Raw genomic sequence first — 14,164 nt, 5'->3', positions numbered from 1 at the left:
CCAAACCTGTCCGACTGTCGGACAGGTTCCCAGGGCTCGGATGGGGCGGGGGCTCCCGGCCCCAGTTCTCCCAACCTGTCCGACTGTCGGACAGGTTTCCGCGGCACGGATGGGGCGGGGGCTCCCAGCCTCGGCTCTCCCAACCTGTCCGACTGTCGGACAGGTTCCCAGGGCTCGGATGGGGCGGGGGCTCCCAGGCTCGGCTCTCCCAACCTGTCCGACTGTCGGACAGGTTCGTGCGGTGCGCCGCCGACGGGGGAGCCCCGCCGGGTTCTCACCTTCTCAATCCCTGTGGACAGAGGTCATGGCCGGGGGCCTAGCGGGCCCGCCCCAGCCGGCGGTCCAGGTGTTCACGGCGGCTGCGGCTCACGCGCAGGCGCTGGCCACTTCGCAGCACCACCACCTGCTCCGTAGGCGAGGGCCGGTGCACTTCCTGGATGCACTCCACGTTGACGATGGCGGAGCGATGGATGCGCACGAAGCGCTCCGGATCCAACCGCGCCTCCAGTGCCGCCAGGCTCTCGCGCAGCACGTGGGCCTTGCCGTCCGCGTGCAGCGTGACGCAGTAGTCGTCCGCTTCGATCCACTCGATGTCCGTGACCGGGACGAGCACGGAGCGCAGGCCCACGCGCACCAGTAGCCGGTCCGCGGGGGGCTCGGCGGGCCTTGGCGCCGGGCCCGCGTCCGCGAGCAGCTCCGCCAGCCGCCGTCCCAGCTCCGCGGCCTCGCCCGCGCGCAGCCGCTGGCGAGCCCGGGCCAGGGCTTCATCGAAGCGCGCGTCGTCGAAGGGCTTCACCAGGTAGTCCACCGCGTGCACGGTGAAGGCCTTGACCGCGAACGTGTCGAACGCGGTGATGAAGATGACGGCGGGCATGTGCTCCGCGCCGACCTCGCGCAGCACGCCGAAGCCGTCCAGCTCCGGCATCTGCACGTCCAGCAGCACCAGGTGGGGACGCTGGACGCGGATGGCCTCCACCGCCTCCCGGCCGTCACGGCACTCGCCGCACACCACGGCGTCCGGATGGCGCGCCAGGGCCTGCCGCAATCCCTTACGGGCCAATGGCTCGTCATCCACCAGCAGCACCCGCAGCTCAGCCATGCGCCACCCTGGCCGTACTGGAGGGCCACGGAAGGAGGCCCATAGTCACGGTGCGCTGTTGCACCCGTGGCTCGTCGTCCACCCGCATCACCCTCGGCTCAGCCATGCGCCACCCTGGCGGTGCTCGGCGCTGAGCGCCACGGCAATAGTACGGTGGCCACGGCGCCCTGCCCTTCCGCGTTGGCGACGCGCAGCTGCCCTGCCTCACCGTAGAGCTGCGACAGGCGCGCGCGCGTGTTCGACAGGCCAATCCCCTGGGCCGCTTCCAGGTTGAAGTCCCCGGGCAGTCCCGGACCGTCGTCGTGCACGGTCAACTCCAGCGCGTCACCGCGCCGCCGCGCGCCGATGCGCAGCACCCCGGCCGCGGAGCGCATGCCGATGCCGTGACGAAGCGCGTTCTCCGCGAGCGGCTGGAGCACCAGGTGGGGCACTCGGGCCTCCAGCGCGTCCGGCTCCACGGCCCACTCCACGCGCAGCCGGTCCGCGAAGCGCAGCTGCTGGAGCTCCAGGTAGCGCGACAGCACCGCCACCTCGTCTCGCAGCGGCACCTCCTGGGTGGCGCCCTGCTGGAGCAACTGGCGGAGCAGGTCGCTCAGCAACACCAGCATGCGCGCGGCCTCCTCCGTCTCCCGGTCGCGCACCAGCACCACGATGGCGTTGAGCGTGTTGAACAGGAAGTGCGGCTGTAGCTGCGTCTGGAGCGCGAGCAGCCGGGACTCGGCCAGCTGCACCGCGAGCGTCGCGGCCTGCCGCTCGCTGTCCCGCGCCCGCTGGGAGGCCCGGGTGGCGGAGGCCACCGCCAGCACCGTCGCGTAGGCCATGCCCATCATCGGCAGCCAGCCCCACCACGCACGCAGCCAGCGCTCTGCCCAGGCCGCGTCCCTTCCGGGCGTAGGCATGAACCCGGCCGTCGTCACCGCGTACACGCCAGCGAAGAGGGCCCCCACGCCCAGGCACGCCGCCAGGTGCACGAGCACCGGACGCGGACGCGGCGGGCTCAGGGGCTCACGCGCCGCCAGCCGGGTGAGCCACGGCGTGAGCGGCAGCCACACGTACCAGGCGGGCATCTGCGCGGCGAACACCCGCCACAGCGCGGGCGGCTCGGGCATGCCCCGGGTGAAGGTGTACGTCTCCAGCGCGGAGAAGAGCGCGGGCGCGGACCACGCGGCGGCCCGCTTCGCCCAGGCGCGCCACGTCTGTCCGGAGGTGTCTTCCACGAAGCCCAAGAGGACCGCGAGTCTACCGGCGGGCGCGGCGGACTTCACGGCCTCCGGGAGCGCTCAAGGGAAGCCGCTCAGCACGATCTTCCCCAGCGTGCGGCCCGTCTCCACCGCCGCGTGCGCGCGCCGCAGGTTGGCCGCGGTGAGCGGCCCGAAGTCCTGGGTCATCGTGGTGCGCAGCGTCCCCGCCTCCACCAGGTCCGCCACGGTGTCGAGCAGGCGCTGCTGGGAGAGCGGATCCGCGTCGTAGAGGGCGCGGGTGAACATCAGCTCCCAGTGGAGCGCCAGGCTCTTGCGCTTCATCGCGTTCACGTCGAGCGGCGTCTGCGGGTCGTCGATGATGCCCAGGTGCCCGAACGGGGCCATCAGCTCCACCAGCTGCGCGAAGTGCTGCTCCGTCGCGGTGAGCGCCATCACGTAGCGCACGCCGCCCGGCACCAGCGCCTGCACCTGCGCCGCCAGCGGCTGGCGGTGGTCCACCACGTGGTGCGCGCCCAATGACTTGCACCACTCCACCGTCTCCGGCCGCGACGCGGTGGCGATGACCGTGAGGTCCGTCAGCTTGCTGGCAATCTGGATGGCCATGGACCCCACGCCGCCCGCGCCGCCCACCACGAGCAGCGCGTCGCGCGGAGTGCCCGTCTTCTGTCGGGGCACGCCCAGGCGCTCGAACAGCAGCTCCCACGCGGTGATGGACGTGAGCGGCATCGCGGCGGCCTGGGCGAACGTCAGCCCCTTCGGCTTGCGGCCCACGATGCGCGCGTCCACGACGTGCAGCTCGGAGTCCGTGCCGGGCTTCGCGATGGAGCCCGCGTAGAAGACCTCGTCTCCGGGACGGAAGCGCTTCACGTCCCGGCCCACGGCCTCCACCACACCCGCCGCGTCCCAGCCGAGCACGCGCGGTGAAGCCTCCACCTTGTCCTTGGGCGCGCGCACCTTCACGTCCACGGGGTTCACCGACACGGCGCGGACGCGCACCAGCAGGTCGCCGGGGCCGGGCGTGGGGTCGGGCAGCTCCACGTCGACGAAGGCTTCGGGGTGGTCACTGGGGAGGTACTTCGTGAGGGCGACGGCTCGCATGGGGGGCTCCTTTGCGTGCAACATCGTCCCGAAGGTTGAAGCGGACAAGTACGCAGGATTTCAGCCCATACGTACAAAAAGGGAACCATGGCCCGGCACAAGACCTATGACTGCTCCTCCGGTTGTCCGGTGTCCGCGACGCTGGACGTGATTGGGGGCAAGTGGAAGGGGCTCATCCTCTACCACCTGCTCGAAGGCACGCTGCGCTTCGGGGAGCTGCGCAAGCGCATCCCGGACGTCACGCAGCGGATGCTGACGCAGCACCTGCGCGAGCTGGAGGAGAGCGGGCTCGTGCACCGGCAGGTGTACGCGGAGGTCCCTCCGCGCGTCGAATACAGCCTCACGCCGCAAGGCCAGACACTGCGAGGCGTGATTGCCGCCCTCAAGTCCTGGGGTGAGGTCTACCTGGGACAGAAAAGCCCCAAGCGCAGGCTCGCCGTCGCGGGGCGCTGAAAGTCGGCGGAGCCCCTTTGTCAGGAAGAGGATTTCCTGGCAGTGGATGGCGTGGCGCGCGGGGAGCGCTCGCGCGTCTTCGAGGGGGCATCCATCTTGAGAAACCGTTTGTTCTGGGGTCTTTCCCTGACCGGCCTGCTGCTGTCCTGCGGCGCGCCAGAGGGAGACGACCTGGGCCCGGAGCTGGCCCAGACATCCCAACCGCTCGCCTTCGCGAGCTACGACAGCACGCTCCAGGTCCCGGCCTGCCCGGGCACCGAGGCGTGCGCCACCTATGACGAGCTCCGGGGCAGCGGCTACGGCGAGCTCCACGCGCCCAACACGCTGAACGCGTCCTGCGCGGATACCCAGGGGTACTCGTACCTGGGGGGCGATCAGATCATCGCCCTGAGCATCGAGCCCACGTCCGGAAGCAGCTTCTTCGAGAAGGGCCAGACGGTGAAGGTCACCGCGGACGCCTGGGTCACGGGCTGGGGGATGGGCTACGACAAGGTGGAGCTGTACCACACCGCCAACATCACCAATCCCCAGTGGACGCTGCTGAAGACGGTGACGCCGGCCACCACCAACATCGTGCCGGTGTCCGCCACCTTCGTCCTCCCGCTGGGAGCGCAGCAGGCCGTGCGGGCCCGCATGCGCGTGGCGGGCATGGGAACCGCGGGCCCCTGCGGTTCGAACTCCGACCATGACGACCTCGTCTTCGGCGTGAGCCCCGGAGACATCACGCCGCCCACCGTGTCCATCACCCAGCCCGCTCCTGGCGGCGGAGTGGGAGGCACCTACGCCATCCTGGAGGCCAGCGCCACGGACGTGGGCGGCTCCGTCACCAAGGTGGAGTTCTTCGTCGACGGCACGCGGGTCGCCACCGACACGACGCCCTACCCCGTCGCCTCCGTCACCTGGGATGCCCGCTTCCACACGCCGGGCAGCCACACCCTCACGGCGAAGGCCTACGACTCCGCCAACAACGTGGGCACCAGCGCGCCCGTGGTCTTCACCGTCCTTCCGGACACCACGCCGCCCTCCGTGTACCTCACCGCGCCCGCCCAGGGCGCCACCGTCTCCAGCGTCGTCACGTTCGCCGGCTCCGTCTGGGACGAGTACGGCATCGCGCAGGAGCGGGGGTACTACGTGGACGGCACGCTCGTGGCCAACCAGGCCATGCCGAAGTGGGACTCCACCGCGCTGCCCAACGGGACCTACACCGTGGAGCTGCGCGGGTATGACGTCAGCGGCAACATGGGCGTCAGCAGCCCGGTGACGGTGACCATCGCCAACGGCCCGGAGCTGGCCCGCTACGACGCCACGCTCAAGGCGCCCCTGTGCGACACCGTCCGCGCCGTGTGCGACTCCGGCGGCCTCACGGCCGGCCGGGGCACGCTGGGTTCGGAGTTCCACCAGCCGAACACGGTGGATGGCTGCGTGGACGGCTCGCTGGGGGCCTACCAGCAGAGCGCCTCCGTGGAGCAGGTCCGGATCTCCAGCCTGGATGGCAGCCCGCTGACGGTGGGCCGGCCCGCGCGGGTGGACGTGAGGGTGTGGGGGCCCATCTACGGCGGGGTGGGCATCTTCATCTCGCCCTCGGCCTCCGCGCCGGTCTGGCGGCGGGTCGCCCTGATGGACATGACCTCCTCCGGAGCGCAGACGCTCACGGCGCAGTTCGTCCTGCCCGCGGGGCAGCAGCAGGTGCTGCGCGTGCACGCGGGCGACGCCGGGGGGGCCTCCTGCTACACGAGCAACTACTACGACGACCACGACGACCTGGTCCTCACCGTGGCGGACGGCCCGCCGGACACCACGCCCCCCGTGTTCACCTCGGTCTCCCCCACGGAGGGCAGCGCGGTGGCGGGGAACGTCATCGTGGGAGTCCAGGTGACGGATGACACGATGGTGGGGTCGGTGGCCTTCTACGACGGCGCCATGCTGCTCGGCACGAAGTACGCGCCGCCCTACCAGGTCATCTGGAACGCCAGCACCGCCACGCCCGGGCCGCACGTGCTGAAGTTCAAGGCGGTGGACGGCGCGGGCAACGAGACGACCGTCCAGCGCACGGTGTTCATCCCGGACACCACGCCGCCCACCGTCGCCCTGACGTCCCCCACGGCGGGCAGCACCGTGCGCGGCAGGCTGGGGGTGCAGACATCCGCCCAGGACGCGGGCGGCGTGAAGAAGGTGGAGCTCTACGTGGACGGCGTCCTCGCCGGCAACAGCACCGGGTCCTCGCCGTACCCGACGACCTTCAACACCAGCGTGACGTGGGACTCGCAGACCGTCGCCGACGGCAGCCACACGCTCACCATCAAGGCCTACGACGGCACGGACAACACGACGCTCAGCACGGCCATCCCCGTCACCGTGAACAACGTCGGGATGGCGCGCTACGACGCCGTGCTGAAGGTGCCCGCGTGCGACACGCCGTCCGACCGCTGCGAGTCCGGCTTCCTCCTCAACGGCCACGGCACCGTGGGCCCGGAGCGCAACGCGCCCAACACGCTGGACGCGTGCCCGGACAGCAACTTCGGCGGCTACTACGGGAACGGCTCCAATGAGGCCCTGCTCGTCCGCTCGCTGGACGGCCAGTGGCTGGAGGCGGGCAAGTCCGTGCGCGTGGAGGCGCGCGTCTTCGTGAGCAACACCGCCGGTTCGGAGAAGCTGGAGCTGTACTCCGCCCCGGATGCGACGGCCCCCGTCTGGACCCGGGTGGCCACCGTGCTGCCCACCGCGTCCGGCCTCCAGACGCTCACCGCCACGTACACCCTGCCCACCGGCACCCGTCAGGCCCTGCGCGCCCGCTACTACTTCGCCAACACCGCCAACCTGCCCTGCGGCGGCAACACGGTGTACGACGACCACGACGACCTGGTCTTCCCGGTCCAGCCGTCAGCGCCGGACACCACGCCGCCCACGGTGGTCCTCACCTCGCCGGCCCAGGGCGGCACCGTCGCGGGCACCGTCACCCTGAGCGCCACCGCCACGGACAACCGCACCGTGGAGCGGGTGGAGTTCTCCGTGGACGGCGTGCTCCTGGGAACGGACACCACGTCCCCGTACGCGGTGGCCTGGAACACCACGGGCCTCACCGGCAGCCACACGGTGTCGGTCCGGGCCTGGGACCCGGCTGGCAACGCGTCCACCCCGGCCACGGCCACCGTCACGGTGACGTCCCTCATCTCCGCCACCGCCGCGTATGACGCCACGCTGAAGGCGCCGAAGTGCACGGGGCGGTTCAATCGCTGTGATTCGGGGACGCTGCTCAATGGCCGCGGGGGCCTGGGCCCGGAGCTGAACGCGCCCAACACCCTGAACAACAGCTGCGCGGATGGAACCGCTGGCGGCTACCACTCCGACGAGTCCAGCGACGCCATCACCGTCTCCACGCTGGACGGCACGGCCATCGCCCCGGGCAAGACGGTGCGGGTGGAGGTGAAGGTCTGGGCCTACTCGGGCTTCAGCTCGGACAAGCTGGACCTGTACACCGCCGCCAACGCCAACGCCCCCAGCTGGGTGTTCCTGGGAACGCTGGCCCCGACCGTCGCCGGGTCGCAGACGCTGTCCACCACCTTCACCCTGCCTCAAGGAACCCTGCAGGCCGTGCGGGCGAACTTCCGCTACGGAGGCGCCCCGTCGCCCTGCAGCACCGGCGGCTACGACGACCACGACGACCTGGTCTTTGCCGTGGAGCCTTGAGTCCCGGCTCGAGGCCGGCTTCGCCCACGCCAGGCGGAGCCGGCCGTCGCGGGGCGCTGAAGGACGAGCGCCCTACCCCGCCGCGCGCACCATGCGCAGCACCAGCACGAAGTGCAGCCCCGCGCCCACCAGCGTCATGGCGTGGAACACCTCGTGGTAGCCGAAGACGCCGGGGCGGGGGTTGGGCCGCTTGAAGGCATACGCGAGCGCGCCCAGCGTGTACGCCAGCCCTCCGCCGATGATGAGCACGATGGCGGAGGTGCCCAGCGCCCGGAAGACGTCGCCGAAGTAAGGCATCATCGTCCACCCCACCGCGATGGCCAGCAGCGCCGTCACCCACTTGGGCGCGGCCACCCAGAACAGCGACTGCAGGATGCCCAGGAGCGCGCCCGCGTAGAGCCACGCCATCAGCGTGTTGCCCACCTCCGGCGGCAACCCCAGCAGGATGACCGGCGTGTACGTCCCCGCGATGAGCAGGAAGATGGCCGCGTGGTCCGCCCGGCGCATCCACGCGCGGGCCTTCGGGGACCAGTTCACCCGGTGGTACGTCGCGCTGATGGTGAACAGCCCCACCAGGCTCAGCGCGTAGAGCGCGGACGCCAGCACCGTGCGTGGCGTGGGCGCCATCGCCACCAGCACCACCCCCGCCCCCACCGCGAACGCCGCCGCCCACTGGTGCAGCACGCCCCGCAGCTTCGGCTTCTCCATCCCGAGCACCGCCTCCCTCACGCGCACCCCGGCGTGGACTCGACACCCTTCGAAACGAAGCATTTCATGACGGTGCCGGCTCCTCGCCATACCTACGGGATGGTAGGTTTCGGTTCAGTAAGTTACCGGTGGGTAGGTTCGAGGTCAACTTGAAGAAGAAACAGCGGCTGACGGGCGCCGAGCGCCGGGTCCAGTTGATGGAGATTGGCCGGGCGGCCTTCGCGTCGAAGGGCTACGAGGCGACCTCCATCGAGGAGGTTGCCCAGCAGGCAGGCGTGTCCAAGCCCATCGTCTACGAGCACTTCGGCGCGAAGGAGGGGCTGTACGCGGCCATCGTGGACCGGGAGATGGACGACCTGGTGGCGCGCGTGTCGGCGAGCATCGCGCAGGGCACGCCCCGGCAGCGCTTCGAGGGCGCGGTGCTGGCGTTCATGGCCTACGTGAAGGACGAACCGGCGGGCTTCGCGGTGCTCACCCGGGACTCGCCCACGGCGGCGGCGCGGCGCGGGCTGACGCGCGTCATCGACGACCTGGCCCAGCGCGTGGGGGACGTCTTCCGCAGCGAATTCGAGCGCGCCGGCTACCCGTCCAAGGTGGCGCCCATCTACGCCAACGCGCTGGTGGGCATGGTGACGCAGGTGGGCCACTGGTGGGCCGCGGAGGGCAAGGCCTTCTCCACGGAGAACGTGGCCCGCCACGTCGCGGCGCTCGGGTGGATGGGCTTGCGCCACCTGCCCAAGGACCCCGTCCCGCCCGGCGCGAAGCGCGAGCCGAAGCGCCGGGCCTGAAGTCGCGGGGCAATGGCATCCATCTCCCCCTGCAAGCCTTCCGGCCGGATTCCAGACACCGCGTGTTTCAGGATGCGTCTCACCGGGACACCCCGTGCGTGAGCAGGGCCCTCGGGTCGCGACCGTGGCCGTTTCACGGCTCCCCGAGTCTCCTGAATTGCCCAGGAATTTTACTTTCTGGGTGAAATCACACCCCCTGGAAAGCGCTCACCGCGCGAACCGGAGTCCCCCATGCGCATCCGTCATTACGCCTCGCTCGCTTCCTTCCTGCTCTTGGGAAGCGCCTGCGGTCCGACTGAAACCGTGGACGAAACCCCGAAGGCCGAGGCGCAGCAGGACAGCGCGCTGGCGGCGAAGCCCGTGCGCGGCGACGGCCTGCGCCGGCTCCAGGCGGAGCGCCCCGGCTTCCTCAAGGGCGCGGGGGAGCTGTCCTCGCGGCGCTTCCACGTGGATGCGCGGGGCCAGGCGCATGAGCGCCTCACGCAGACGTTCCAGGGCGTGCCTGTCTTTGGCGCCGCGGCCATCGTGCACCTGGGCGTGAACGGCGCGGTCGAGGGCGTGACGGACCGGCTGGTGCGCGACCTCAAGGTGGAGACCACGCCCCGGCTCAAGGCGGACGAGGCCATCCAGCGCGCCGTGGCGGCGCAGGAGGCCACGGGCAGCGTGCTCACGGGCGCGCCCCGGGCGGACCTGCAGATCCTCGCGGACACGAAGAACACCCGCCTGACGTGGCGCGTGCAGCTGGAGACGGTGGACGTGGACGGCCTGCCCTCCATGCCGAACGTCTTCATCGACGCGCGGACGGGCGACACCGTCTGGGGCTTCGACAACCTGCAGACCAGCCGCAACCGCAAGACGTACACGGCGAAGAACCGCACGACGCTGCCGGGCACGCTGGTGCGCAGCGAGGGCCAGGGCGCGTCGGGCGACGCGGTGCTGGACCAGGCCCACGACAACGCGGGCTTCACGTATGACTTCTACGCCAACGTGTTCGGCCGGGACAGCTACGACGGGATGGGCACGCCGCTCACCTCCAGCGTCCACTACAGCAAGAACTACGTGAACGCGTTCTGGAACGGGACGCAGATGGTCTACGGCGACGGCGACGGCGCGCAGTCCAACGCGCTCACGGTGCTGGACGTCGTCGGCCACGAGCTGACCCACGCCGTCACCGACACGTCCTCGGAGCTCATCTACGCCAACGAGTCCGGCGCGCTGAACGAGGCCATGTCCGACATCTTCGGCGCCTCCATCGAGGCGTACCGGGACGGCGCCGTCAACGCCAACACCTGGAAGATTGGCGAGGAGTGCTGGACGCCGGGCACCGCGGGCGACGCGCTCCGCTACATGAACGACCCGGCCATCGCGGGGGACTACGACTACTACCCCACGCGCTACACCGGCACGTCCGACAGCGGCGGCGTGCACTGGAACTCCGGCATCGCGAACCTGGCGTTCCACCTGATGGTCCAGGGCGGCACGCACCCGCGCGGCAAGACGAGCAACGTGGTGCCCGCGCTGGACGCCAGCAGCTACGCCAGCATCCAGAAGGGCGCGGCCATCTTCTACCGCGCGAACACCGTCTACCTGACGCCGGGCAGCACCTTCTCCGACGCGCGCGCCGCCACCGCGCAGGCCGCCGCCGACCTGTACGGCTCCAGCGCCGTCGCCTCCGTCAACGAGGCGTGGACCGCCGTGGGCGTGGCCGCGCCGCCGGTCTGGACGACCCTCACGACGCTGACCAACGTCTCCGGCGCCCGCAACAGCAACACGAACCTCAGCTACGTCAAGCCCACCGGCGCCACCTCCATGCGCTTCCAGCTCGCGGGCGGCACGGGTGACGCGGACCTGTACGTGAAGTTCGGCAGCGCGCCCACGACCACCACCTACGACTGCCGCTCCGCGGGCGCCACCAGCGACGAGTCCTGCACCATCAACGCCGCCCAGTCGGGCACGTACTACGTGCTCATCCGTGGCTACAGCGCGTTCTCCGGCACCACCTTCACGGTGAGCTCCGGGCAGTAGGCCGTCCCCGAGCTCCCTGCGCGGTCGCCCCGGCCCGGGCGACCGCGTCGGGGGCTCCTCCTGTTTCAAGCCTTCAGGGGCCTCGCCTTCATGGCGGCCTGGATGCCCTCCAGGGCGCCCGGGTCCTCGATGGTGGTGAGGTCCCCCGGCTCGCGGTCCTCCGCCACCGCCTGGATGCTGCGGCGGAGCAGCTTGCCGGAGCGCGTCTTGGGCAGGTTCGCCACCACGTACACCGCCGCGGGGCGGGCCACGGCGCCCAGCGTCCGGCCCACCGTGTCCATCACCTCGAGGGCGAGGGCGGCGCGGTCCTCCTCGCGGTGCAGGCGCGCGGGGTCCCTGGGCACGGCGAAGGCCATCACCACCTGGCCCTTGAGTTCGTCCTTCACGCCCACCACCGCCACCTCCGCGATGGCCGGGTGGCCGCTGATGGCCTCCTCGATCTCGCGCGTGCCCAGCCGGTGGCCCGCCACGTTGATGACGTCGTCGGTGCGGCCCAGGATGAAGTAGTCCCCGTCCTCGTCACGCGTGGCCCAGTCGAAGGTGTTGTAGAGGGGCGTGTCGAAGCTCGTGAAGTACGTGGAGACGAAGCGCGCGTCGTCGCCCCACACCGTGGACAGACATCCCGGTGGCAGCGGCGGCGCAATCACAAGCACGCCCTTCTGGTTGGGCGCCGTCACCTCCTCCCCGCTCAGCCCGTCCACCAGCTTCACGCGGTAGCCGTAGATGGCCGTGCCCGGTGAGCCCAGCTTGCGCTTGCGCGGCTCCACCCCGGGAACGGGCCCCAGGATGGGCCAGCCCGTCTCCGTCTGCCAGTAGTTGTCCAGCACCTGCGTGGACGGCAGCGCGTCCGAAATCCACGCGTGCGTGGGCGCATCCAGGGGCTCACCCGCGAGGAACAGGTAGCGCAGGCTGGAGGTGTCGTGGCGCTTGAGGAACGCGGCGTCCTGCTTCTTCAGGATGCGGATGGCGGTGGGTGACGTGAACATCACGCTCACCTTGTGGTGCTCGATGAGGCGCCACCAGACGGCGGCGTCCGGCCGGATGGGCAGGCCCTCGTAGAGCACCGTCGTCATGCCATTCAAGAGCGGGCCGTAGACGATGTACGAATGGCCCACCACCCAGCCGATGTCGGAGGCGGTGAACATCGCCTCGCCGGGCTGGCCCGTGTAGATGTGGCGCATGGACGCCGACAGCGCCACCGCGTAGCCGCCCGTGTCGCGCTGCACGCCCTTGGGCTTCCCGGTGGTGCCGGACGTGTAGAGGATGTAGCTGGGCTCGGAGGACTCCAGCCACTCCACCGGCACCTGGGCGCCTTCATGTCGCGCGCCCAGCGTGGCGAAGTCCACGTCGCGCCCCGGCGTGACGGGACTGCCGGGCACGAGCCCCCGGTCCAGCACCAGCACGTGCGCGGGCGGGTGCCGGGCCAGCGACAGGGCCTCGTCCACCAGCGGCTTGTAGGGGATGACCCGGCCCGCGCGCATGCCCGCGTCCGCCGTCACCAGCAGGACGGGCTTCGCGTCGTCGATGCGCATGGCCAGGCTGTGCGCCGCGAAGCCGCCGAACACCACCGAGTGGATGGCCCCCAGCCGCGTGCAGGCCAGCAGCACGAAGACGGCCTCCGGCACCATGGGCATGTAGACGATGACGCGGTCGCCGCGCTTCACGCCCAGCGAGCGCAGCATGGCCGCCACCCGGTTCACCTCCGCGTGCAGCCGCGCGTACGTGTACTGGCGGCGCTGGTCCGTTTCGGAGGATTCAAAGACAAGCGCCAGCTGGTCCGCGCGGGTGGCCAGGTGCCGGTCCACGGCGTTGTGGCACAGGTTGGTGCGCCCGCCGACGAACCAGCGCGCGAAGGGAGGGCGGGAGGCGTCCAGCACCTGGTCGAAGGGCCGCTCCCAGTCGATGAGGCGGGCCTGCTCCGCCCAGAACGCCTCCGGCGCTTCGATGGAGCGGCGGTAGAAGTCCAGATAGCTGCCCATGCGGACGCTCCTTCGGGAGGGGATGTCCCCTGACGATAGTGGCGGGCCCTTGGAGGTGGAAAGCACAGGGGCCCAAAAGCCACGCGGGAATAAACGCGGGGCCGGGCGTAACCCCTTCAGCCATTCCACCGAAGGGGAGTTCCCACATGAAGCGATTCACGCAGGCATCGGGCATGTCCGTGGCGTTGGTCTTGCTGGCCGTTCCCGTGGCGTACGCGGGCTCGAAGACGACGTTCAACCTGAACGTCAGCGCGACGAGCCGCTACGCGGAGGGCTCGATGGGCTCCGCGCGCAACAGCGCCGACACCATCCAGCGCATCTACTGCCGCACCTTCGCCGACGCCACCTATGGCGAGTCCATGCGCTGCTACGCGACGAACGCCGCGAACGTCACGGTGACCTGCGGCTCCAGCTCGCCGGTGCTCATCCGCAGCGTGCAGGCCGCGGGGGATGAGTCCTACGTCGCCTTCAGCTGGGACGTGAACGGCGTCTGTCAGACCTTCGACGTGCTCAAGGGTTCGCACCTGGAGCCGAAGGCGCCGTAGGCACGCCCTTGCGTCACGCCCCCGGAGACTCACGATGAAGACCTTCCTCCAGACACTCCTGTCACAGGTCCCGGGCATCGCGCTCGGCATCACCGGGGGCGTGGCGCTGACCTTCGCCACCCTGGAAGCCCGCGTGGAGCGGATGCTGGACCAGAAGCTGGAAGCGCAGTCCCGCCAGCTGCGCGGACTCCTCCACGCCCCTCCCGCATCCGCGCCCGCGCCCGTCGTGGTGCAGGCGCAGGACACCCGCGAGGAGCTGCGGCTCCTGCGCGAACAGCTCGCGGTGCTCGCGGCGAGGGAGCCCGCGGCGGCCCCGGCCATGGAGCCCCCCGCGGAGTCGCGTGCCGCCCCCACGCCCGAACAGGTGGAGGCCTCCCGCCAGGGACAGCGGGTGCTGGACGACGCCATCGCCCGGGGCCGCTGGACGGAAGAGGACCAGCGGCGCTTCCACCAGGCCATCCACGCCGGCCCGCGTGAGGAGGTGGAGGCCCGGGAGCGAAGCCTGTCGCTGGCCATCAACAGCGGCCGGCTGCGCCCCGTCTTCGACGGCGAGCGCTGACGCGCGGTGAGCGTCTGGCCC

At 70.8% G+C, this 14,164-nt stretch carries 11 protein-coding genes; 6 read left to right on the top strand and 5 right to left on the bottom strand.

What is annotated here, in order from left to right:
* Positions 1 to 316 precede the first annotated feature (316 nt).
* The 3 genes from NR792_RS31335 to NR792_RS31325 form a co-directional block, all read right to left on the bottom strand.
* Positions 317 to 1,099, bottom strand: coding sequence for a LytR/AlgR family response regulator transcription factor (locus tag NR792_RS31335; protein WP_375756378.1), 783 nt, complete (start codon positions 1,097 to 1,099; stop codon positions 317 to 319).
* A gap of 98 nt (positions 1,100 to 1,197) precedes the next feature.
* Positions 1,198 to 2,364, bottom strand: a complete 1,167-nt coding sequence (locus tag NR792_RS31330; RefSeq protein ID WP_375756377.1) for a sensor histidine kinase — start codon at positions 2,362 to 2,364, stop codon at positions 1,198 to 1,200.
* 15 nt (positions 2,365 to 2,379) lie between these two features.
* Positions 2,380 to 3,399 carry a zinc-binding alcohol dehydrogenase family protein gene (locus NR792_RS31325; protein WP_375756376.1) on the bottom strand — a complete coding sequence of 340 codons (1,020 nt, stop codon included), beginning with the start codon at positions 3,397 to 3,399 and terminating at the stop codon, positions 2,380 to 2,382.
* Between the two features lie 87 nt (positions 3,400 to 3,486).
* Here NR792_RS31325 and NR792_RS31320 point away from each other — a divergent pair, with 87 nt between their 5' ends.
* Both NR792_RS31320 and NR792_RS31315 read left to right on the top strand, forming a co-directional pair.
* Entirely contained in the window at positions 3,487 to 3,852 is a 366-nt protein-coding gene (locus NR792_RS31320) for a winged helix-turn-helix transcriptional regulator (RefSeq protein WP_375756375.1), read from the top strand.
* Between the two features lie 96 nt (positions 3,853 to 3,948).
* Entirely contained in the window at positions 3,949 to 7,539 is a 3,591-nt protein-coding gene (locus tag NR792_RS31315) for an Ig-like domain-containing protein (protein ID WP_375756374.1), read from the top strand.
* A gap of 72 nt (positions 7,540 to 7,611) precedes the next feature.
* On the opposite strand, the gene NR792_RS31310 is transcribed toward NR792_RS31315, so the two are convergent.
* Positions 7,612 to 8,247, bottom strand: a complete 636-nt coding sequence (locus NR792_RS31310) for a hemolysin III family protein (protein ID WP_375756373.1) — start codon at positions 8,245 to 8,247, stop codon at positions 7,612 to 7,614.
* 149 nt (positions 8,248 to 8,396) lie between these two features.
* On the opposite strand from NR792_RS31310, the gene NR792_RS31305 reads away from it, so the two are divergent.
* The gene (locus NR792_RS31305) at positions 8,397 to 9,035 is read left to right on the top strand and encodes a TetR/AcrR family transcriptional regulator (RefSeq protein WP_375756372.1); all 639 of its coding nucleotides are present in this window, start codon (positions 8,397 to 8,399) and stop codon (positions 9,033 to 9,035) included.
* A gap of 231 nt (positions 9,036 to 9,266) precedes the next feature.
* Entirely contained in the window at positions 9,267 to 11,060 is a 1,794-nt protein-coding gene (locus NR792_RS31300) for a M4 family metallopeptidase (protein ID WP_375756371.1), read from the top strand.
* Between the two features lie 65 nt (positions 11,061 to 11,125).
* Here NR792_RS31300 and prpE read toward each other — a convergent pair whose 3' ends face one another.
* Positions 11,126 to 13,105, bottom strand: a complete 1,980-nt coding sequence (gene prpE / locus NR792_RS31295; RefSeq protein ID WP_375756370.1) for a propionate--CoA ligase — start codon at positions 13,103 to 13,105, stop codon at positions 11,126 to 11,128.
* A gap of 80 nt (positions 13,106 to 13,185) precedes the next feature.
* On the opposite strand from prpE, the gene NR792_RS31290 reads away from it, so the two are divergent.
* Both NR792_RS31290 and NR792_RS31285 read left to right on the top strand, forming a co-directional pair.
* On the top strand, positions 13,186 to 13,584 hold the full coding sequence (locus NR792_RS31290) for a hypothetical protein (RefSeq protein WP_375756369.1): 399 nt from the start codon (positions 13,186 to 13,188) through the stop codon (positions 13,582 to 13,584).
* 34 nt (positions 13,585 to 13,618) lie between these two features.
* Positions 13,619 to 14,143, top strand: coding sequence for a hypothetical protein (locus NR792_RS31285; protein WP_375756368.1), 525 nt, complete (start codon positions 13,619 to 13,621; stop codon positions 14,141 to 14,143).
* Positions 14,144 to 14,164: the final 21 nt, after the last annotated feature.

Source organism: Corallococcus exercitus, assembly GCF_042231735.1.
In the GTDB taxonomy this organism is placed as follows: Bacteria; Myxococcota; Myxococcia; order Myxococcales; family Myxococcaceae; genus Corallococcus; species Corallococcus exercitus_B.
Note: the sequence above shows the minus strand (reverse complement) of the source record. Positions and strands in the feature narration are given on the sequence as shown.